We start from the raw sequence: 21,771 nt of genomic DNA, 5'->3' as shown, positions 1-21,771 counted from the left end.
GTAAGATTATCATATCGATTAGGAGGTTATAAAATGTTAGAAGTAAACGGATTAACAAAACGATTTAAAAATAAAATTGCAGTTGATCACATCGATTTGCAAATTAATGATGGTCAACTTGTCGCTTTTCTAGGTCATAACGGAGCCGGAAAATCGACAACCATTAACATGTTAATTGGTCTATTAAAACCAGATGCAGGAGAGATTCAACTAAACGGTTTGACCCCCAATGATAAAAATTACAACGATTCATTAGGTGTTGTCTTCCAAAATAGTGTTCTAGATAAATCTTTATCTGTTGAAGATAACTTAAAGATTGCTGGCAGACTTTATAAGAATTTTGATGCTGATTTTCAAAAGGATTTGCTAGATAAGTTAGAAATCAAATCCATTCAAAAACAAAAGTATGGCTCATTATCCGGTGGACAAAGAAGACGTGTCGACATTGCGCGTGCATTGCTAAGTAAGCCAAAATTATTATTTTTGGATGAACCATCAACTGGTTTAGATATTCAGACCAGAAATAAAATTTGGGAAGTACTAAATGAGCTACGCCATGAAATGGGATTAACCATTATATTGACAACTCACTACTTGGAAGAAGCTGATCAATCTGATTGGGTATATGTACTGGATAAGGGAAAGATTGTAGCCTCTGATACTGTTGACAATCTAAAGGCGCGTTATGCACAGAATACATTGATACTTTACGCAAACGACTTATCCACTGTGGATAAATTATCCATGCTTGATGACGTTAAAGTTTTGCACAATAAGGTGTTATTAAAAGTTAATTCATATCAAGAAGCAATCAGCATTATAGAAGAATACAAAAATGATATTTCAGACTTTGAATATATTCACGGATCAATGGACGATATCTTTATTGCTTTGACCGGAAAGGAGATTAAGTAATGATTTTAGCTAGTTTAATCAATCGTAATTTGAAATTATATTTTAGTGATAGAAAGCGCATTATCTTTTCACTAATGGGTGCACTAATCTCGGTGGTCTTGTACGTGGTTTTCTTGAAAAATAACATTCAAAAGGGATGGACAGGTATTGATGATGGGGTCAAACTACTGGATTATTGGTTAATTGGTGGAACCATTGCGATTGCTGCCATCACAACTACTGGGGATGCTTTGCACCAAAGAATCTATGATATTGAAAGTAAACGCATGGATGATCTAATGATGACCAATGCGAATAAATCAGTGATTGATATGAGCTACGTCATTAGTGCCACCTTGATTGGTTTAATGATGCAGGTGATTGTTTATGTCATCCTATCCGTTTTATTCATGTTGATGGATCAACTTCCCTTTAACTTTGCTATTTCGGGTCAACTATTGGGCGCAATGTTGATTGGTAGTGTGGTTTGGACACTCTTCAACATGATTATCTTGATGTTTGTTAAAAAGGCATCAGTAATCCCGTCATTGAATGCGATTATTTCCAGTTCTGCGGGTTTCTTTGCGGGAGTCTACATGCCATTAGGATTGCTTCCAAGTGGTGCCAGCAAGATTCTAAAGTATACACCAGCTCCTTACGATGCTTCGCTGGTAAGAAATATTTTGATGAACTCACAAATAAAGACGAGTTTTCAACATGTGGATAGTCACGTGCTAAGTAATTTTAAATCCACAATGGGACTTGTGATTAATGGCTTTGAAAAATCAATCGGGGATGCATGGGTATGCGTATCATTTATCGGTGTTTTCCTAATTGCATTTGTGATGCTAACTAGATTTAGAAAAAATGCAAAGTAGTTATGATAAGATATAAAAAAGGAGGTGGGTAGATTGAAGATTGATTTTAATAAGGATGGTCGATTGAACGATGACGAAATCAACGTGTTGGTCAGTGCCAAAGAACTAACCCCTGAAGTCATTGACTTATTATCGATGCTAAAGGATGCATCGAATGAAAATGATAATTGGCTTCCAGTTAATACTAACGACCGTGTTCAGATGATTGCTGTTGATGATATTGTCGGCATTGAGGTCTATCAAAATGAATTGAATATCTACACCACTGAGGAACAGTTTGTCACCACTGGGACTTTAAAAGATATGTATGAAAAATTGAAAAAACATCACTTTATTCAAATCAGTAAATCCGCGATTATCAATATTGATCACTTAGATTATATGGAAACAGCATTTTCGGGAAACATGACGGCATTTTTAACTAATGATTTAAAGTTAAATGTTAGTCGTAAGTATTTACCTGGTTTGAAGAAAAGTCTAAGGATGTGAGAAATTATGAACTTATTTTGGAATCTATTTAAGCGTTTCTTTATGGGGATGTTGTATGGATCATTTTTATATGTAGTTACCGGATTATACTTTAATAGCAGTTCCTATAACATATCTGATAGGTTAATCTTTTTATTCGCAAGTGGATTAATCGGATTACTGAGTGTGATATTTAAGAGTGAAAGAATCGGTATTGTATGGGAATTTGTCATTCATGGTGCTTTATCATACATGATTGTTGTCGCATTGAATCTCGTAATTACACCATATTTTGATTTTTGGAATCCAAACATCTTTACCACCTTTACCGTTGAATTCATAGTCATTTATGTGATTATTTGTAGCAGTAGCATCGCTATGTTTCATCGTTCTACTAGAGAAATTAATGATGAAATCACTAAACGTAAACAAAAAATGAACCAAAAAAATAATTAAGAAGAGCTTAAAAAAGCAGCCGATAATGGCTGCTTTTATTTTGTTTTAACTTAGTATGATAGAATGAACCTATAATTAATTTAACGGATGTGATTAAATGTTAAACCAAAAGATTAAGGATAATTGGAAATGGATCTTAATTCCAATCATCTTGATTGCAGAATTGTTAATCGATGATTACGTGATGCCACATGTTTATAAATTTGTGTTCCATCTATTTGCCTTCAATCCAGTCGAACACTTCTACACTTACTTAAACATCTACAAGATTGTGTCAATTTTGGTAATTTGTTTATTGAACTACTGGATTATCAAACAAAAGATATTCTTCAAACCCAGTGAGACCAAGGTGGGGTGGCTAGTATTTCTAGTTATCTGCTTTACCATCGTACTTACATGTTTTACGCATAAGAACTTCTGGATTGCATTAGACGTCGGCACCATTGCGGCATTGCCTGAAGAATTGATGTTTAGAGGAATCATTCTAGCATTTGTATTAAAACTAATGACGAGAAAATCAACTGATCAATGGAGAATCATTACCAGTTTGGTTATCTCTGCGCTAATTTTTGGTGGTTTCCACTACATTAACCTTACCAGCCAATCATTTGGTTTTACTTCTCTTCAAGTGGTCAATGCAGCCGCATTAGGAATGCTATTGGGTGCCGTATACATTAAGAGTGGGACCATCATCGTTCCAATGGCGCTTCACTTTATTTATGATTTCTTGGTGACATTGATTAAGGGAATGTCAGCAACCAATTATACAAGTGTCCAAACTAACCAATGGTGGGGGCTATCTATGTATGTATTGATATATTCAATCGTGGCACTCTCAATCATTAATTACAAGTCATCTGACAACAAAATTTTACCAAAACTTAAGAAATTATAGCACCGTTCAATGGTAAAATACGTCTTGAGTATTATATAAGAGTATAAAAATTAAGAGTTTAAAAATGGTTTTCATTGATAACATCTAGAAAGAAGGATGAACGGTGCGTAACAGTGACACTTGGAGATCGGACCACCTCTTAAAACGTGGTTTCATCGGTTTTTGCCTAATCTGCATGGTTGCTAGTTCAATTCAGTTTATTCCTGTTCAATATATTCAATCTAATCAGGCCAACGTTAATAATGTGGCTTTAACTATTGAATTCTTTGGTGCCTACATCATTATGCTAAACTTCGCGGTTTACGCGTACAGACGATACGGTAACGGGAATATATTTAAGGTACTAAGTCTAAAGGACTATCAACTAACAGCTTTCGCAACTGTGATGGCATTTTTAATTGCCCAGGCTTATATTTACATGTTCGATATTTTCTTCCAAAATAGATTCCAAATTGAAGCAATCCACTTTCCTAGAGATCTGTATGATAATACGTGGTCGTTAATTCTATTAGTGATTGGGTTCGTCTTCTTGTCACCAATTCTAGAAGAACTGGTATTTAGAGCCTACATTCTAGACGTGGCGTTTTCCGATAAGTGGCGATGGTTAGGTGAGATTGTTTCCGCATTATTCTATGGATTATTCCATATGAGATATCATAATCTATTCTCGTTTATCTTCTTTGCCCAGTATGGTTTTTGGATGGCCTGGTTATATAACCAGACTAGAAACGTTAGGGCCGCAATTTTGATGCACATAGTATTAAATGCTGTGACGATATCGATTGTTGGTTATTATTATCACTAAAAAAGCAATGCCTCATTCTGGCATTGCTTTTTGTGTACATTCAATTATTTGTTTGGGTGAGTCATATTTGAAACGTTGACCCACTTGTCGAAATCTTTTTCATCAATATCGAAATGTTGAGCGGATTCCTTTAGGGTGGTGTTATTTTGTTCAGCCCATTGGGCGATTTTGGCGCTCTTTTCATAACCAATGTGAGGGCTTAAGGCAGTCACTAGCATCAATGAATTATTCAATAGTTCGTTGATACGATCGACGTTTACTGTTAAACCATCAACTAATTTTTCGGTGAATGACTTAATTGATTCATTCAACAATTCGGTACTTTCCAAGAAACTATCGATGATGATTGGTTTGTAAACGTTCATTTCGAAGTTTCCTTGGCTATTAGCAAAGGTAATGGTAGCGTCGTTTCCAAATACTTTTGCGGAAACCATCGTCAATGCTTCAATCTGAGTAGGGTTGACCTTACCAGGCATGATTGATGATCCCGGTTCGTTACTTGGAATTGATAGTTCGTTGTATCCAGCACGAGGTCCGGAAGAAAGAAAACGGATATCGTTTCCAATCTTGATTAAATCGGATGCCAAGGTCTTAAAAATACCGTGAACCGAAGTGATTTCGGAATGGTCGGCTAGACCATGGAACTTGTTTTCTGCCACTTTGTAGTTGGTGTTTTCGTTGTGATTAATGGTATCGACGACGTCTTGGTCAAAACCATTTTTGGTGTTTAGACCAGTTCCGACGGCGGTGCCACCGATTGGTAATTCTAGTAGTGATTGTTTGATGGCGTTTAAAGTGACAACGTCGTGTTCAAGTGTTGATTTCCAACCACTGATTTCTTGGCCGACTGTGATAGGAGTGGCATCTTGTAAGTGAGTACGACCAATCTTGATGATTGATGCGAACTCATTTTGTTTCTTATCAAACGATGCGATTAGGTTTTCAACGGTCTTAATGACACTGTTGGTGGCTTGATATGCTGCCATCATCATGGCGGTAGGGAAAGTGTCATTTGAGCTTTGTGATTGGTTGACGTGATCATTTGGATGAACGTGGGCGTCTGGGTGTAGTTTGTTGGCAAGGTTTGCGACTACTTCGTTGACGTTCATGTTGGTTTGGGTTCCGCTCCCGGTTTGATAAACGTGAAGTGGAAAGGCATCCTTATAGTCGCCATCGATTAGTTTGTCGATTGCTTCGTTGATGGCGAAATACTTTTTATCATCTAGTGTTTGATTATTGTGGTTAACAAAAGCGACGGCTTTTTTAATCTTCAAAAGTGCATAGATGACTTCCATTGGCATGGTGCGACCAATGTTAAAATTATGTAGACTACGTTGCGTTTGGGGGCCAAATAAAGCGTCTTTAGGTACTTTGACCTCACCTAATGAATCGTGTTCAATGCGAAATTCCATCATATCAAGTCCTTTTATTAGAATATACGATAATTATAGCCATTTTCCTTAGCTCTTACTACCGAAAACATTATCCAAATGATACAATAGAATATACATATTATGTAGGAGTAGCAATATATCATGCATATAGACTTAAGATTTTTTATCGCTGAACTACTTGTCTTATGGATGCCGTTATCCATCGTAGTTTTGGTGTCAGAATTGCTTAAATTTAACTGGTTTCTGACTGGATTGTTATTACTATTGGTATACTTCTTGGTAGTCTTGTTTAACAGGGCTAACAGGGTGGTTTATTTTCTTTTCCACGTGCAAAAGCAATCAAGTAACCAATTGTTAGAATCAATCATCTTCTTTTTGGTGCTATTAATTTCAGTGATTCTGTCAGTAAAACTATTTGACGATTCCGCGGTCGGAATTATTGTGTTTATGTTGATCAGCACACTAGCTGGTTCTGTCGTAATTGACGCAAAATAACCACAGATAGTTTCAAAAATAAAAATAAAAAATTTAATATTTAATTATTACTGTAATTTCGGTAATTTGACCCCTATCTCGACTTTTGAGACCCTTGCAAAAAATATTGAGCATGGTAGTATATATAGTGTTGTTTTTAAGAAAGAACACTATATATTGTATGCATACATATTTTAGGTTCCAAATATAGAGATAGGGGTTTTCATTGTGTCAGCTTATTTTAAATTTTTGGCCCACCAACTAAAGGGTTGGCCACAACAAAATTACTACTTATTCTTCTTTAGTTTAGGTGCTCAAGTTATGACATTGGTAAATGCACCAATTACATGGCTTTCAATTTTAACTTTCATCGGTACTACCTTAGGGGTACTATGTGTCCTTGCAATTAACGCTGCTAAGTCAGTTAACGGGGTGTTGGGAATTCTATCAGCAATTTGTTTCATCATTGTTGGTTTCTCAGCAAAGAACTACTTAAGTATCGGTGAACAATTAGCATACGTTATTACACTAGATATTCCAGTTCTATTGAGTACAGACTGGAACGTTAACATGGTTTCTAAGATTAGAAAGTTCACTGCTAAGAGTTGGGCAATTTCAATTATCTTCACTCTAGCGGTTTACCTAATTTCTGGTTTCGCAATCAAAGCACTTACTAATGAACCACGTCCATTCTACGATGCCTTTAGTTTTGCTGTTTGTTTAACTGCCGGAATCATCTGTTTCCTACGTTACAACAACCAATACTTCTGGTGGTTAGCTTCAGGTCTAGCCCAAGTCGTTCTATGGTTCATCACATTCAGAGAAGGATCAGCAACTCTTGCGATGTTTGTTAACTCAGCAATTTACGTTGCTAACGATATCCTAGCCTTCACTGTTTCTCCATGGTTCAACGAACGCGAAAAGAAACGTTTAATGAAGGAAGAACAAGCTTACGCTGAAAAAGTGGAAGCTGACGCTTAATAATCACAAAAAAAGCTACCAATTATTGGTAGCTTTTTTATTATGCTTTGATATCTGTATCAATGATGATTCGAACACGTGAATCGTTGATGTTGAAGTCATCATGAATTTCTAGTAATTGGTTAAATGTTTCATCCTTAACACCGTTGATGGACTTGTTTTTGATGTTATCCAATGTAATATCATCATTGAAATAGTCCTTGGCTAGTGCAAGAGAGAACTTAATCATATTGTCCGAATCAAAGAAAATTTTATTTTTGTAGACGTCAAAAATACGGGTGTCGTATTCAAATTTTTCGTCTACGCTTAGTTGTCGATCCTTTAATTCCAATGGACTCTTACCGGCTAATAATAGGTATGAGTAGCAGTTTGTTTCATTATTAATTAGTTTGTAGAATGTAAACGTCAATTGAGGTTCGATGTTTAGACCACAAACGTCATAAATTTCCGCTCCCATGTCGATTAGGGTATACCCTTCGCCTAGCATTAATGAAAGATGATTGTGTTCTTCGAACAATGGTAGGTGGGCTGGTAGGAACTCTTCGAAGCTGGTTTGTTCAAACCCGTGGTTAGAGTTGAATTCACGAATGCCGTTTAGCTTTTCGGTAGTGGCATCGGTTGGAAACATTTGAACATTGGCATCGTATTTGTTTTCAATCTTGTCAAAGCTCATCTTCTTGAATGTTCCGATGGGACTATCGATTAGAGCGTGTGACATTGATTGACCGATAAGGTAGTCGGTAGCAAAGATTGGATCCTTGCTGTCAGTCATATCGGTCATTTCTTCGATTGCCTTTTGAGCTGGACCATAGAAACGATCGCCTTCAACACTGTTGTTCAAGGCGCGTTCCATTAGTTCGTTTGCTTCGGCAATGTTGCCGTTATTCATTAGGATTTTACCTAAGTAATAGTTGGCAGCCACGTACTTGCTATCGTATAAGATTGCTTGTTGAAATAGATGTACTCCGGTTGGATCTAATGATGAGCCGGATTCTGTAAAAATAATTCCTAGTTTAGTTAAAATTTCAGAACGACTTGGAATTTTTCCTTCGATTTCTTCAGTAGTCATAACCCCTGCTGGGTATTGTGAGATAGCAGAGCTTAGTAAAGAAATGGCGTCGTCTCCTTTATTGTCATCGATACATTGTGTAGCTAATTCGATGAATTTATTTAATTGTTGGGCTTTATCTTTTCCCAATTCAATAGCGTCCATTTGAAAACTCCTGACTTGAATTTATATATCTATTATAATCATTTTTGCGAAAATAAAAAACTTTACTATTAATATGGATTTATGTAATATTGAAGCTAATCAGAAGGGGAAAGCGAGGAGATAGATTGAAAAGACTGAAATGGCTGGCTTCGATTGTCTTGCCATTGGTTGCTTTAATGTGGTTTGTGCCAATTACAACCCACGCGGAAAGCACCAATCCAACACCTACCAAAGAGTATGTTGTTGATGATTATGCCAATATATTGACTGATAAGACAAAACAATTGGTAATTAATAAAGAAAAAGAATATCAAAAAACTAAAACACAGCCTCAAATTGTCGTGATGACCGTGAAAAGTACCGGGGATCAGGATATCGATGGCTATTCAGATAGCTTGCTAGATAATGCTAGATGGAAGTTTGGTAAGAAAGGTTTGGATAATGGGGTATTAATCCTATTTGCCCAAAACGGTGGTAAGAACAATGTCCGTATCTCCACCGGATACGGGGTAGAAGACATCCTACCCGATGCTACTACCAATCAGATTTTACAGGCCAATAAATCATTATTAAAGTCCAATAATAATGATGAGATTAATCAAGGTCTACAAAATACTTTTAACCAAGTTGCATCAATTTTGGATAAACGTTATGCTAATAAATCTTTAAATGAAGCCAAAGCAGAAGTATCACAAAACCATAATAATAAATTGGCTGGAATATTATTGGTGATAGTTATTTTAGTTATTATCGGAACTGCCATCTGGGTGATAAAAAGTAATGGTGATGACGACGATAACCACCGAAATGGTGGTGGCGGTGGTCGCTATGATTCCGGAGATACCTTCTTATTAGGAGCATTGCTTGGCGGATTAGGTAACTCCAGAGGTGGTTCATCAGGTGGATTTAGCTCGTCTGGAGGCGGCGGAAACTTTGGGGGCGGAGGTTCCTCAATTTAAATTAAGGAGATAAATTATGATTGAAAATAAACCATTTTATAAAAAAGGCTGGTTCATTTCACTAGCAGTTGTTGTCGTTTTATTATTTGCTTTAATTGGTGGCTTCATCAAGTCTGCTAACAGCATGGCTACCAGTGAACAAGGCGTTGAAGAACAATTAGGTCAAGTCCAAACAGTCCTACAACGTCGTGCTGATTTAATCCCTAACTTGGTTAACGCCGTTAAGGGTCAACAAAAACAAGAAAAATCAGTATACAGCGATATTACTAAGGCGCGTACTCAATACTACAACGCCAAGAACCAATACAATAATGCCAGTTCAACTTCCGATAAGGTAAACGCCTTGAATACTCAAGAACGTTCATTGAACATCTTGGTTGGATCAATCAAGGAAGCATATCCAAACCTTGCATCTAACTCAAACATGCAAACATTAATGGTTCAACTAGAAGGTAGTGAAAACCGTATCAGTGTTGAAAGAAACAGATACAACCAAGCAGCTAGGGCTTACAATGACAAGATTGTTAAGTTCCCAGGTTCAATTGTTGCTGGAATGACTGGTCACAAGAAGGTTAACTACTTCACAGCTGATTCAAACGCTCAAAACGCACCATCAGTTAACTTCTAATTATATATACGCAAAAATAAAAAACGTTGAGATTAATTTCTCAACGTTTTTTTATTACTTCACGATGTCGATAGCTTTATTAACTTTCTTAGCGTGAATTTGTGATAGTGATAGTTTGTTGTGCTTTTGACTGATAACGGATTTCTTAGTGTAGTTGTCTTGAGTAACTACCAGCATATCTTCGTTGTTACCTTTATCGACCAATTGAAAGGCATCTGGACTAGTTATGATAATTGTTTGATGTGGGCGAATTGGTTCGTTTTCCCAACTTTGTTCATAGCGATTCAATTTGGCTTGTTCATTGGCATTCTTGTTGGTGTAAGCAGATGAGTAGGCAAGTGGTTGATCTAGCTTCTTGTCCTTACCATCAACCTTGGCTGAAGCTAGTAGTTTAGTGTTGTTTACGATTTGGCCAGCGGTTAACATCTTATCTGAATTGTTAGTGGCTTTGAAACTGTATAGAACCATGTCGAAACGTTTCTTACCATTGTTATCGTAGCTAGTACCACGATAGGTCTTGTAGAAAGTAATGCTACCTTTTTTAGTGACCAGTTTAGTTTGGTTGTTTTCGTTTATTAATTTAACGTACTTAGTGGGTTTAGTTGATTGATCCGCTTCTTGCTTGGTCTTGGAATTTGAACATGCGCTAAGTGTTACAACTGCTAATAAAGCAAATCCAATAATTGATAATTTTTTCATATTGCGCCTCCACGTAATTTATACAACTTTATTTTAGCACTTTTCAACACAAATAAAACGGCTACCCCCAATGGATAGCCGTTAAGTTTTTATTAAATTTTGGCTTCCTTATGACCGGAAGTCTTGTATATGATTAATCCGATGATGGCACCAACGATAGCTGGAATTACCCAGTCCATACCAATTGAGGCAAACGGTAAAATCTTTTGTTCCGCATTGATTAATGCACGGATGAAATAGATGTTTGAGATAACTGGTGGAAAGGCTGCCAACATATCGAAGAATGCTGGGATTAGAGTAAAGATAATGGTGAATAGGTAAACGTTTCTATCCTTGTTAAATAGTGGTGAGCATAATGCTAGGATGATTAATACAATCGCAAATGGATATAGGAACATCAATACTGGAGTTGACCAAGTGATGATAAGTGATAGACCTTCGTTTGCAATGATAAATGATACGAAGCAGTTAAATGCTAACCATTGGTGGTATGAGAAACGAGGGAAGTGTTCGTGGAAATCTTGGGCGAACGCAGCAACAAGTCCTACGGCTGTGGTAACACAGGTTAGAGTCATCAATGTTGCTAGTAAGGCGTGGCCGGTAATTCCTAAGTAGTGACCCATGAATTGGTTGAAAGTAGTTCCACCGTCATCGGTACTAATCTTGAATAGGTTCAATGAAGTGGCACCAATCCAGATTAGGATGATGTAGATGATTCCAACCAATGCTTCGGAGATTAGACCGGCTCTGGCAGTTACCTTTGCATTTGACTTAGGAGATGTCTTTCCTAGTTGGTTAACAGCGGAAACAACGGTAACCCCAAAGGCTAATCCTGCCAATGCATCCATGGTGTTGTAACCCTGCAAGAAACCATTGAAGAATGATTGGTGTTGGTAAGCTTGGGTAACTGGTTGTGCTGAAGCAGCACCCATTGGATGTAAGAATGCCAATAAGAAGGCTAGGAACAATAGTGCCAAGAATAATGGGTTTAAAATCTTACCTAGGTTATCGATGATACTTGATGTTCGATATGATAGATAGAATGTAGCAATGAAGAATAGTGCGGTGAAGATAAACATTGCTAGTTTGATGTAGTGATCAGGGATGAATGGTTGAATCCCAACTGTGAAGTTAACGCTGGCAGTTCTAGGTGTGGCAAACAATGGTCCCAATGTTGAATGAACTAATACCAAGAAAATGATTGCAAATACTGGTCCCAGTGGTTTGGCAATGTCGTATACTCCCTTGGCACGAGAGATACTGATTGATAGAACTGAAAGTAGTGGTAATAATACCCCAGAAGCTAGAAAACCTAGCATGGCAGGTACCCAGTTGGCACCTGATAATTGACCCAAGTGAATTGGGAAGATTAGGTTACCCGCACCGAAGAATAGTGCGAATAGCATTGAACCGATGATTAGATATTGTTTGATTGACAATGGTTTTGTATTAATGTCTTTGATTTCGTCTTGCATAATAAGCGCTCCTTTAATAATTGTGTTCTTGATTTGTTATATGTGCTAACTACTCACAACGTTTTTCATAACCATCATCTCCTTTTTTTAAAGCAATAAAAAAGCACCCTTAGCTCGTATTGAACCAAGGGTGCTTTGTGCACGGTACCACCTTTAATTGCTAGACAAATAGTCTAGCCACTTCACGTACTAACATACGCTAACACTGTAATGGGTGTACCCAATATACGTTACTCTCCAACGGATTTCGGTATATAGCTCCAAAGATACTTTCGCAATTTAGTAGTTATCCCGTTTCCAGAAAGTAGGAACTCTCTTGAACTAGCCGAATTGTTACTCTGCTTTTTCATCGCTTTTTTAAACTGATTTATTGAATATAAAAAATATATCAGCAAAATTTATGAAAGTCAAATTTTATTTTAGAGAATCTAGTTCATCGGTAGAAATGAATTTCTTGTCTACTAATTCAGGATGACTTTGTTTAAAGACGTATTCCTTAATTGGTTGCTTGGTAGGAACCGATGTGTAGATCTTGAAATCAGTGAACTTGTCGGCGTTACTTGTGACCATGACATTATAACTTTCATCACCATTAACCTTAAGTGTAGCAGGCCAGTATGTGTTGATTTCATATAATGATCTGATGTACACGGCGTTAGTTGTACGGTATCTTTCCATTACCAATGGACCTGGACCAGATACTGGGTCGGTTGGATGATCACCTCTAAAGATGTAGTCGCCGACTTGAATCTTGGCTTGATTACCGTAGTACCAGTCACCGTAGAAATCATGGGTGATTGGTTTGTAGATTGGACTAGCAGGAATTGGAATAGAGTATTGCTTTGGTTGTTCTTTTTTCTTAGCAGTTTCTTTTTTGCTGCTTGAACTAGATGACATAGAAGATGAACTACTGCTAGTTGATACAGTAGAACTTGTTGCCTTTGAGCTGCTTGATTCAGCAGTATTATGGGTTTGATCGTTATGTTTAACGGATGCAAACGCCACTGTTCCTAGGATTAAAACAGCAACAATTGATATAACAGAAATGATTACTTTTTTACTGTTCAAAATAGCACTTCCTTTCTTACTTAAGTATGTTATCACTCTTGAACAATAAAAAAAGAGTTGAACATTTCGCTCAACTCTGATTGTTTGTTTAAACGTTAGTCTGTAACGGTTTGTAAATATTTTTTATTTTTGTACCAGTGACACATTAGGCCAAGTAGTAAACCTACGACCGCAAATGGTACCCAATCCATTCCGATTGATGCCAATGGAAGATAACTTTGTTGGAAGTTTCCGACCATTTTGGCAAATGCACTTTGTGATACGACTGGTGGAAATGATGCTAGCATGTCCATCAATGCTGGCACAGTGGTTAATAATACGACCCAGAAGTAGACGACTGAATCACGTTTGAATAGTGGTGAGAATACTGATAGTAGGATTAATACCATTGCGAATGGGTATAAAAACATTAGCATTGGAGTTGACCATTGGATGATGGTATCTAGTCCAAAGTTAGCAGTTAGAAATGATGCGGCACACATTAGTCCTAACCATTGAACGTAGCTTAATGCTGGGAAATGTTTGTGGAAATCTTGGGCGAATGCGGCAACTAATCCCATCGCAGTAGTTAGACATGTAAGGGTTAGTAGTGTGGCTAGTAGTGCGTGTCCAGTTGCACCTAGGTAGTAAGTCATTAATTGGTTAAAGGCAACACCACCATCTGCTGATGCCTTGAAATGACCTAGGGTAGTGGCACCCAACCAGATTAGGACAACGTAGATTAATCCGACTAGTGCTTCGGCTAGGAAACCGGCTTTGGCAGTTACTTTGGCGTTGCTAAGTGGGTTAGTCTTACCAAGTTGGTTAACGGCGGTTACGACAGTAACACCAAAGGCAAGTCCGGCTAGGGCATCCATGGTGTTGTAACCTTCCAAGAAACCATTGAAGAATGATCCACTTTGATAAGCTGCGGTGACCGGTTGGCTACCTGCTGAGCTCATTGGATGTAGAAATGCCAAGAAGAATACTACGAATAGTAATACTAAAAAGATAGGGTTCAATAGTTTACCAACACTAGCCATGATTGATGATTCCTTGTATGAAAGAAGGAATGCGGCTAGAAAGAATAGAAATGAGAATACTAGCAAACCATAGTGCATAAAGTTACTTGGTAGTAATGGTTGAACACCGACTGCAAAAGGAACGGTAGCGGTACGAGGGGTACCAAATAAAGGTCCGATGGTAGCGTGGATTAATACCATGAATACCAATGCAAATGTTGATCCCAGTGGGGTTCCAATGTCATAGACACCCTTTGAACGAGTCACACTGATGGCTAGAACTGATAGTAAGGGTAATACCACTCCTGTACATAAGAAACCAAGCATGGCGGTGAACCAATGAGCACCAGCTAGTTGGCCTAAGTGAAGTGGGAAAATTAAGTTACCAGCACCAAAGAATAGTGCGAATAACAGTGAACTGACGACTAAATATTGTTTTACTGATAATGGCTTTTTGTTTAAGTCTTCCATAATAAATCTCCTTTAAAAATTGTATGTGTTTGAATTGAATCACTATGTGTAAAATGTCAATCGGACTATCCATGCCATCATCTCCTTTTTTATGTATTAATTAACTGATTGCGGGGCACAAAAAAACGCCCTTAATCTAACTTTACAATTAGACTAAGGGCGTCATTCGACACGGTACCACCTTACATTCGTAGCTTAAAAAAGCTACCTTGACGTACTAACATACGCTGACGCTGTAAGGGGCGCTCCCCATGCACTTTACTTTTTGTTCAGTACATCGCTCGAAAGGGATTTTCGTAACCTGATCAACGCTTCCTTTCACCAGACGAAGCTCGCTTTGGTTGATGTCAGTTATTACTCAACTTTCTCATCGCAATCGTTTATTTGTCATTATATTAAAACTGGATTAGAAAAAAGTCAAATAAAATTGGTAAAGAAGCTTAACCAATTTTATACTTTTCTTAATAAACCTCTTGAAACGACAGTGATATAATATTAATATACTATAAACCAAATAATAGCTGTCAATTTTTCAGTATGCATAGAGGAGATATATACAATGAAGATTGATAATTATGTTCCAAAAAATCAACGAAGAGAAGTTTCTGACAAACGAATTCGTAATCTAAAAATTATGAGTAAAGTGGCTATCTTTACTTCATCACTAATGTACATTGCTTACATTCCAGAAATTATGCAAAACTTTTCTGGTAACCCAGTTAGCCCAATCCAACCATTCGTGGCCACTATTAACGCTACCTTGTGGACCCTATATGGTTGGTTTAAGACCTACAAAGATTGGCCTTTAATTATTTCAAATGTTCCGGGAGTTATTTTTGGTTTAATAACACTTGTTACAGTGTTTATTCATTAAAAAGGCTTATGACGACAGATCGTAAAACGGTCTGTTTTTTTGTTTGCAAAAAAGAACATTTGTTCGTATAATATATTTTACTGAAAGGAGGAACCCAACATGGATTATTCAAATGAACCCAAAGGGGTCTTTATGGTCATTGATAATAAGTCGTTTTATGCCAGTGTTGAGTGCGTTCAATTAGGTTTGAATCCACTGACGGCTAGCTTAGTGGTGATGTCTGATCAAGACAATACCAACGGTGGATTAATCTTAGCATCGTCTCCGACAGCTAAGAGACGATTCCACATTACGAACGTGACTAGAAAGCGTGATTTGCCTTGGGATGATTCATTAATTGTGGTTCCTCCAAGGATGAATTTGTACATTCAAAAGAACTTGGCAATCAATAAAATTTTCCATGAGTTCGCCGATGAAGAACAATGTTTTCCATACTCAATCGACGAGACCATCTTGGATTTGACCCACACATGGCAATTATTCGGCGATAGTCCTGCCCAAGTAGCCAGAAAAATTCAAAAGACGGTCAGACAACGCCTTGGTCTATACACGACAGTTGGAATTGGTGACAATCCAGTGCAAGCCAAGCTAGCGTTGGACTTGTTTGCTAAACACAATAAGGACCTAGTCGGCCAATTAAGCTATGACACTTTTGCCAAGAATGTTTGGCCAATTGAACCCATCGATAAGATTTGGAGTATTGGTAAACATACCGCTGAAAACTTAGCCAAACTAGGGATTCATAACCTAGGTGAACTGGCGAGAACAGATCCATATCAATTAAAGACGCACTTAGGTGTGATGGGATACCAACTTTTTGCGATTGCGTGGGGAATTGACCGTGCTCAATTAGACCAAAAAGTGCCAATCAAGGATAAGGGCTTATCCAATTCCCAGGTACTACCAAGGGACTACAAGGACCAACACGAACTAGAAGTCGTTATTACTGAAATCGCCGAACAAGTGGCATCTCGTTTACGCCACAGAAAGAAACAAACCAGCTGTGTTCATCTTTACCTCGGCTTTTCGTACGCGGAAAGTGAAGGCAGCGATCGAACCAGCATTTCACACGAACAAAAAATTACCACGACTTCGGATAACCGTGAATTGGTTGGAGCAGTCATGGATTTATTCCATAAGTATTGGCACGGCGAAAGGGTCAGAAATGTCGGTGTCTCATATACCAGATTAAGCAGTAGTAATGCTCAACAATTAGACATTTTTGCCGATCCAGAGGTGCAAATTAAGAAATCAAAAGTCGATAAAGTAGCAGATGAAATCAGGGACAAGTTTGGCGCCACTGCCATCTTTAAAGGTCACAGTCTAGAAAAGGGCGGCACAATGTTAAAACGTTCCGGATTAGTAGGTGGTCACAATGGAGGAAATGCATATGACTAATCAACAAACAGCAAAATTAATACTAGATAGAGCAGAACCATTATTTAAGCGTGAATATAATGTCCAATACAGAATTAAGGTCGTTTTTGATCATTACGACCATCAATTTAATTTCTACATGATTAGATACAAACCAGGTCACATCACGCGAGTAACACCATTGCACCACGTGGAAAGTACTTGGATTGCTGACTTGGAGGAAATCTTAAACCTAATCGAAAAGGACCTAAAGTTAACCATCGTGTTCACTGGATTCGAAGGCATTAAATGGGACAGTCGTAATTCCTACATTCAACGTCCCAAAAGAAAGGTCGGATAAAGTTGTTAAATCACCACATTGACGACAATACAGTGCAAAACTTCTTTGACTATTACTATCACGACAGAGGGATGCTAAAGTGGCAAGGATTTATGCTTTCTGATCACGTCAGTGCTCTTAGAAAAGAGCACAAGGAAGCCTTTGATGATAGCTTTATGTATATGGATTTTCAAAGTGTTCACGAGGAATTGGAACATAAGGGAGAAGGCCATGCTAAAACAGAGATCACCTATGTTAATGATGATGGGAACAAGAGCGTAATAAACGGACTTGTAATGAACCTACAACCTAGCCAGGTTACAATTATGACTGAAGATGGTGAAATGGTATTATCCATCCAACAGATTTTGATTGTGCAATAATTATGTGGCAAAAAAAGACACACCTTCTCAGCTCTGATATAATTAGTAGTAATAAATAAAGAGGTGTGATTGTCTGATGAACAAGAAGGCCAAACTTACATTGGGTCTATTTTTAATATCAATTGCATACATGTTATTTTTTATGCACCCAACAATTTGGCGTGATGAAAGTTTCACGATGGCATTGGTAGGACATAATTACGGGGATATAATCAGACTGGATTCGATGGATGTGCATCCACCGTTGTACTATATAGCATTAAGATTCTTCTTGAGCATTACTGCTTTTTGGACGAATTCGTTCTTCACGAAGGTCATTATTGCGCGATTATTTTCATACATATTAGCAGTCTTAACGTTTTTAACACTATCCAAGACGGTGAAAAACTTGGGCGTTCCAGGTGCCAACGCCATTCAATGGGCGGGATTCTTCCTAGCACCAAGTATTATGAGATATTCTACGCAGATTAGAATGTACGCTTTAGCAGCGTTGTTCTTAGCGTTAGTATTGAATCAATTGCAGCACTACGATAATTCGCAGAAGATTGGTCACATTTTCTTAGCGGTTATCTTTGCATCGTTTGCATCGTATACCCATTACTTTGCGGCTGTGGCAGCAGGATGGATGCTGTTCTTATACTTCGTTAAATTTCAATTTAATCGATACGACGGAAACGCCATCTTACGAGGGATTATCGTGTTTTTAGTGATGTTTGTTCCATGGGGAGTTGTCGCATTTGCACAAGCCCAACAGGTGTCATCTTCCTACTGGATTCCACCAGTAAACGTCGAAAACATTATCAATAATTTTGTGAACTTATTTGCGGATGTTTTTACCGATAATGGTGGCCAATACTATGCGATTGCCTTTATGGTATTGCTAATCTATCCAACGATTTGGGCATATCTAAATATGTCAAAGAAGTTTAAATCAACACTAACCATTGTACTGTTGACATTTGTTCTAACCACTTTGACTGGAATTGCGATTTCAGTGGCGGTAAGACCAATTTACATTGCTAGATACGCTTATCCAGCATACGCAGTGGCAATCTTCTTCATGATGACGATTGTGTCCCAAATGATGAAGAAGCCACTTAGTCGTTTGTCCAACTACTTCACGACATCGATACTAGCGGTGGGACTAACCATCATTATCGGAATGAATGTTGGTTTCCTAGGCAGTAATCAGTTTAATAATTACATCATGCCTAGCTACAATTTAGCGGATTCGGTTGAACAATATAAGGAAAATCCAAATAATGTGATTCACCTAAATCCAAACCAAAGTCCAAATTCGATTGTTGAAAAAACTGTCTATATTAAATCAATTAATAAACGTGTTTATATAAAAAATTTCAATGTTGCAAGAATCCTAGGAAAAGATAATCAAAAGCTATTCTATGGATTGTTTGATAACGTTGATCAAAGTTCAAGTAAATAGATAAAGGGGTTGTTATGAAAAATAACAACCCTTTTTTATTGGAAAATTTTTTTGTACAATTGAATACCCTGACTGTTGAGAGAGATAAATAAATTGAAAGGATACTTATTGATGAAAGAAAGAATAGATTCAGAAATTAACGACACTTCGAGCAACCGTTTGAAACGGTTCTGGTTGGAGCTGAAAAAGTGGTTAATTGTGATTGGCCCGGGGTTGATTGTTATGCTAGCCGATACCGATGCAGGGTGCTTAATTACGGCGGCACAATCCGGTGCTAGTTATGGTTATTCCATGATTTTACCTCAGTTGTTGTTAATTCCAATTCTATTTATGGTGCAAGAAATGACGGTTCGATTGGGAATTGTCACAAAGAAGGGTCATGGTGAATTAATCCGCGAATACTTTGGTAAATTCTGGGCATATGTCTCGGCGATTACCTTAATGATTTCAACCATTGGAGCGCTTTTGACCGAGTTTATCGGGATTGCCGGAGTTGGTGAATTGTTTGGTGTTTCCAAATGGATTACCGTTCCACTAAGTACGTTTGTTCTCATCTTAATTGCCTTCTTAGGTAGTTACCGTCGCGTTGAAAAGATTGGGATTATCTTTGGTTTGTTTGAATTAACATTTATCATCGGAATTTTCATGGTTCATCCAAACATGGACTCCATCATAACGGGGATTCAATCAATTCCAATCCATGATGATGGTTATGTATATTTGGTAGCCGCAAACGTTGGTGCGGTAATTATGCCATGGATGATTTTTTACCAACAAAGTGCGGTAGTCGATAAGGGCCTAAAGCGTCACATGATTAAAAAGGAACAGACAGATACAATGGTGGGAACATTCATTACCCAGGGGATTATGATTGGGTTCATCGTATTATTTGCCGCGACCGTTTTTCATAGTAAACTTCATGCCACCGAAGAAACGGTTGGTGACTTGGTAACCTCAATTGGTAGATATATCGGAATGGCACCCGCCAAAGCGATTATGGGATCTAGTATCCTAGGTGGGGCACTGGTTGCTGCCATCGTTGTTGTTTTAGCCGGAACATGGGGGATGACAGAGGTATTGGATTGGAAACACAGTTTAAACGAACGAATTAATCTTTCCAACTTAGGTTTTTATTCAATGTATTCACTGGTATTAATCATCAGTGCCTTGTTGGTATTATTTAACGAGGACTTAGTTTCAATTGCGATTACAGTCGAAGTAATTAACGCCTTGATGGTACCAATTGTGCTTGGCTTCTTATTAATGCTTGAAACCAAAGCGTTGCCAGATCGATACAAAATGAAGGGAATTTACAAAAAAATCGTAATTATTCTTTCATTAATTGTCATGGCTTTTGGTATCTACATGATTTTTCCAGTCTTGAATTTGTAATTATAGGCATATAGAATTAAGAGTTAAGTGGATTATGCAAAAATTATTGATGTATAATTGTTCACGGAAATTATGAATATTAATTATGAAAGAAAAGAGTGAGTGTTTTGAATAACGACGAAAACATGAGTCGAAGAAACAACAAAAACACATCCAAGAAACACATGAAGACTTGGAAAAAAGTTGTTTTATGGATTATTGGATTATTGATTGTATTATTGGGAGTAGGTGCATTTGCTGCTTACCATACAGTTAAGAAGACTGCCGATGCAGTATATCAACCTTCTGGAGCGAAGACGGTTAGGGATGCCGATTCACTTTTGAAGTCTGAAAAACCAGTATCATTACTATTTATGGGTACCGATACCGATTTTGATGGCAGAAGTGACAAGGGTCGTACAGATAGTATGATGATTGTGACCTTAAATCCAAAGACCAATACAACCACAATGGTAAGTATCCCACGTGATATGAAGGTTAATTTACCTGATTTCCAACAATACTCACCATCAAAAATTAATGCTGCCTACACTTATGGTGGTGCCAAAGAAGCAATTAATGCTGTCGAAAGTCACTTCAGCATTCCAGTCGACTATTACGTTACTTTGAGTCTAGGTGGACTTAAGAAGGCCATCGATCAAGTTGGTGGAGTTGATGTTGTTTCTCCGTTAACCTTTAGCTATGAAGGTCAACACTACACTAAGGGTAAGTTAGAACACATGGATGGAAAGAAAGCAATGTGGTTCTCCAACATGAGATATCAAGATCCACAAGGTGATTATGGTCGCCAAGGCAGACAACGATTAGTATTGGAGGCCCTAATGAAGAAGGCTATCTCATACAAAACAGTGATTAATTCTGACTTTTTGAACTCAATTTCTCATAACTTGAAAACTAATTTGACCATGAGCGACATGCTTCAATTAGCATTGCATTACAGAGGGACTAATAAAAACATTAAGAGTGATTACGCACATGGAACTGGTGAAATGCTAGACGGCGTATCATTCCAAGATGTTTCTGGTACTGAACAAAACAGAATTTCTAGCCTAATCAACGAAAGTTTAAAAGATTAAATAAAAAATAAAAAAGATACGACATTTTTGTCGTATCTTTTTTTATACATTTGTTCAAAAGGGAAAATTTAAATTGAGTTATAAAACGTTTAAATCTTAATTAGACTACAGTTATATTTGTCAAGTTCCCTTTTCTAGCGATTTTAA

The 21,771-nt window shown here is 37.6% G+C and carries 23 protein-coding genes and 2 other annotated features; of the genes, 17 read left to right on the top strand and 6 right to left on the bottom strand.

The features are described 5' to 3' along the window. Positions 1-33 precede the first annotated feature (33 nt). The 6 genes from RZ78_RS06475 (at position 34) to RZ78_RS06450 (ending at position 4,396) form a co-directional block, all read left to right on the top strand. Positions 34-915, top strand: coding sequence for an ABC transporter ATP-binding protein (locus RZ78_RS06475; RefSeq protein WP_054608497.1), 882 nt, complete (start codon positions 34-36; stop codon positions 913-915). Beyond that, positions 915-1,772: a hypothetical protein gene (locus tag RZ78_RS06470; protein WP_054608496.1), complete on the top strand. Its 858-nt coding sequence runs from the start codon at positions 915-917 to the stop codon at positions 1,770-1,772. The genes RZ78_RS06475 and RZ78_RS06470 overlap by 1 nt, the downstream gene beginning before the upstream one ends. Positions 1,773-1,805: 33 nt before the next feature. Then, positions 1,806-2,261, top strand: a complete 456-nt coding sequence (locus RZ78_RS06465) for a LytTR family DNA-binding domain-containing protein (RefSeq protein ID WP_054608495.1) — start codon at positions 1,806-1,808, stop codon at positions 2,259-2,261. 6 nt (positions 2,262-2,267) lie between these two features. Continuing rightward, positions 2,268-2,696 (top strand): DUF3021 family protein, encoded by a 429-nt coding sequence (locus RZ78_RS06460; RefSeq protein ID WP_054608494.1) that lies wholly within the window; start codon positions 2,268-2,270, stop codon positions 2,694-2,696. Positions 2,697-2,793: 97 nt separating this feature from the next. Next, positions 2,794-3,591, top strand: a complete 798-nt coding sequence (locus tag RZ78_RS06455) for a CPBP family intramembrane glutamic endopeptidase (RefSeq protein ID WP_054608493.1) — start codon at positions 2,794-2,796, stop codon at positions 3,589-3,591. A gap of 103 nt (positions 3,592-3,694) precedes the next feature. Continuing rightward, positions 3,695-4,396 carry a CPBP family intramembrane glutamic endopeptidase gene (locus RZ78_RS06450; protein WP_054608492.1) on the top strand — a complete coding sequence of 234 codons (702 nt, stop codon included), beginning with the start codon at positions 3,695-3,697 and terminating at the stop codon, positions 4,394-4,396. Positions 4,397-4,440: 44 nt separating this feature from the next. Here the strand turns inward: RZ78_RS06450 and RZ78_RS06445 are convergent, their stop codons facing one another. Beyond that, on the bottom strand, positions 4,441-5,811 hold the full coding sequence (locus tag RZ78_RS06445) for a class II fumarate hydratase (RefSeq protein WP_054608491.1): 1,371 nt from the start codon (positions 5,809-5,811) through the stop codon (positions 4,441-4,443). 120 nt (positions 5,812-5,931) lie between these two features. Between RZ78_RS06445 and RZ78_RS06440 the strand changes: the two genes are divergently transcribed. Then, on the top strand, positions 5,932-6,285 hold the full coding sequence (locus RZ78_RS06440) for a hypothetical protein (protein WP_054608490.1): 354 nt from the start codon (positions 5,932-5,934) through the stop codon (positions 6,283-6,285). A 207-nt stretch (positions 6,286-6,492) separates the two neighbouring features. Further along, entirely contained in the window at positions 6,493-7,245 is a 753-nt protein-coding gene (gene pnuC / locus RZ78_RS06435) for a nicotinamide riboside transporter PnuC (RefSeq protein WP_034532248.1), read from the top strand. 40 nt (positions 7,246-7,285) lie between these two features. On the opposite strand, the gene RZ78_RS06430 is transcribed toward pnuC, so the two are convergent. Further along, positions 7,286-8,458, bottom strand: coding sequence for a tetratricopeptide repeat protein (locus RZ78_RS06430; RefSeq protein ID WP_054608489.1), 1,173 nt, complete (start codon positions 8,456-8,458; stop codon positions 7,286-7,288). Between the two features lie 125 nt (positions 8,459-8,583). On the opposite strand from RZ78_RS06430, the gene RZ78_RS06425 reads away from it, so the two are divergent. Beyond that, positions 8,584-9,417, top strand: a complete 834-nt coding sequence (locus tag RZ78_RS06425; RefSeq protein ID WP_054608488.1) for a TPM domain-containing protein — start codon at positions 8,584-8,586, stop codon at positions 9,415-9,417. A 16-nt stretch (positions 9,418-9,433) separates the two neighbouring features. Further along, a complete protein-coding gene (locus tag RZ78_RS06420) occupies positions 9,434-10,045 on the top strand; it encodes a LemA family protein (RefSeq protein ID WP_051592219.1) in 612 nt (203 codons plus the stop codon). A gap of 54 nt (positions 10,046-10,099) precedes the next feature. Here the strand turns inward: RZ78_RS06420 and RZ78_RS06415 are convergent, their stop codons facing one another. The 4 genes from RZ78_RS06415 to brnQ (RZ78_RS06400) all read right to left on the bottom strand — a co-directional run bounded on the left by RZ78_RS06415 (position 10,100) and on the right by brnQ (RZ78_RS06400) (position 14,759). Then, positions 10,100-10,744 (bottom strand): hypothetical protein, encoded by a 645-nt coding sequence (locus RZ78_RS06415; RefSeq protein ID WP_054608487.1) that lies wholly within the window; start codon positions 10,742-10,744, stop codon positions 10,100-10,102. A 92-nt stretch (positions 10,745-10,836) separates the two neighbouring features. After that, positions 10,837-12,219, bottom strand: a complete 1,383-nt coding sequence (brnQ, locus tag RZ78_RS06410; protein WP_155451861.1) for a branched-chain amino acid transport system II carrier protein — start codon at positions 12,217-12,219, stop codon at positions 10,837-10,839. Between the two features lie 123 nt (positions 12,220-12,342). Further along, positions 12,343-12,578 (bottom strand) — a binding site (T-box leader). A 55-nt stretch (positions 12,579-12,633) separates the two neighbouring features. After that, positions 12,634-13,287, bottom strand: a complete 654-nt coding sequence (locus RZ78_RS06405; protein ID WP_054608486.1) for a hypothetical protein — start codon at positions 13,285-13,287, stop codon at positions 12,634-12,636. 95 nt (positions 13,288-13,382) lie between these two features. Beyond that, positions 13,383-14,759 carry a branched-chain amino acid transport system II carrier protein gene (gene brnQ / locus RZ78_RS06400; protein ID WP_054608485.1) on the bottom strand — a complete coding sequence of 459 codons (1,377 nt, stop codon included), beginning with the start codon at positions 14,757-14,759 and terminating at the stop codon, positions 13,383-13,385. 152 nt (positions 14,760-14,911) lie between these two features. Then, positions 14,912-15,139: a binding site (T-box leader), on the bottom strand. A gap of 254 nt (positions 15,140-15,393) precedes the next feature. Here brnQ (RZ78_RS06400) and RZ78_RS06395 point away from each other — a divergent pair. The 7 genes from RZ78_RS06395 to RZ78_RS06365 all read left to right on the top strand — a co-directional run bounded on the left by RZ78_RS06395 (position 15,394) and on the right by RZ78_RS06365 (position 21,624). Further along, positions 15,394-15,633, top strand: a complete 240-nt coding sequence (locus RZ78_RS06395) for a SemiSWEET family transporter (protein ID WP_250232887.1) — start codon at positions 15,394-15,396, stop codon at positions 15,631-15,633. A gap of 99 nt (positions 15,634-15,732) precedes the next feature. Continuing rightward, positions 15,733-17,031, top strand: coding sequence for a Y-family DNA polymerase (locus RZ78_RS06390; RefSeq protein WP_054608483.1), 1,299 nt, complete (start codon positions 15,733-15,735; stop codon positions 17,029-17,031). After that, positions 17,024-17,350: a hypothetical protein gene (locus RZ78_RS06385; RefSeq protein WP_054608482.1), complete on the top strand. Its 327-nt coding sequence runs from the start codon at positions 17,024-17,026 to the stop codon at positions 17,348-17,350. Before RZ78_RS06390 ends, RZ78_RS06385 begins: the two co-directional genes overlap by 8 nt. A 2-nt stretch (positions 17,351-17,352) precedes the next feature. Next, the gene (locus RZ78_RS06380) at positions 17,353-17,712 is read left to right on the top strand and encodes a hypothetical protein (protein WP_054608481.1); all 360 of its coding nucleotides are present in this window, start codon (positions 17,353-17,355) and stop codon (positions 17,710-17,712) included. Between the two features lie 76 nt (positions 17,713-17,788). Beyond that, positions 17,789-19,156, top strand: coding sequence for a hypothetical protein (locus RZ78_RS07525; RefSeq protein ID WP_155451860.1), 1,368 nt, complete (start codon positions 17,789-17,791; stop codon positions 19,154-19,156). A gap of 111 nt (positions 19,157-19,267) precedes the next feature. Continuing rightward, positions 19,268-20,548, top strand: a complete 1,281-nt coding sequence (locus RZ78_RS06370; protein WP_054608479.1) for an NRAMP family divalent metal transporter — start codon at positions 19,268-19,270, stop codon at positions 20,546-20,548. A 125-nt stretch (positions 20,549-20,673) separates the two neighbouring features. After that, entirely contained in the window at positions 20,674-21,624 is a 951-nt protein-coding gene (locus RZ78_RS06365) for an LCP family protein (protein ID WP_081006940.1), read from the top strand. Positions 21,625-21,771 lie beyond the last annotated feature (147 nt).

It is taken from the genome of Apilactobacillus kunkeei (assembly GCF_001308195.1).
Taxonomy (GTDB): Bacteria; Bacillota; Bacilli; order Lactobacillales; family Lactobacillaceae; genus Apilactobacillus; species Apilactobacillus kunkeei_C.
The sequence above is the reverse complement of the archived record's forward strand: the minus strand, read 5'-3'. Positions and strand labels throughout refer to the sequence as shown.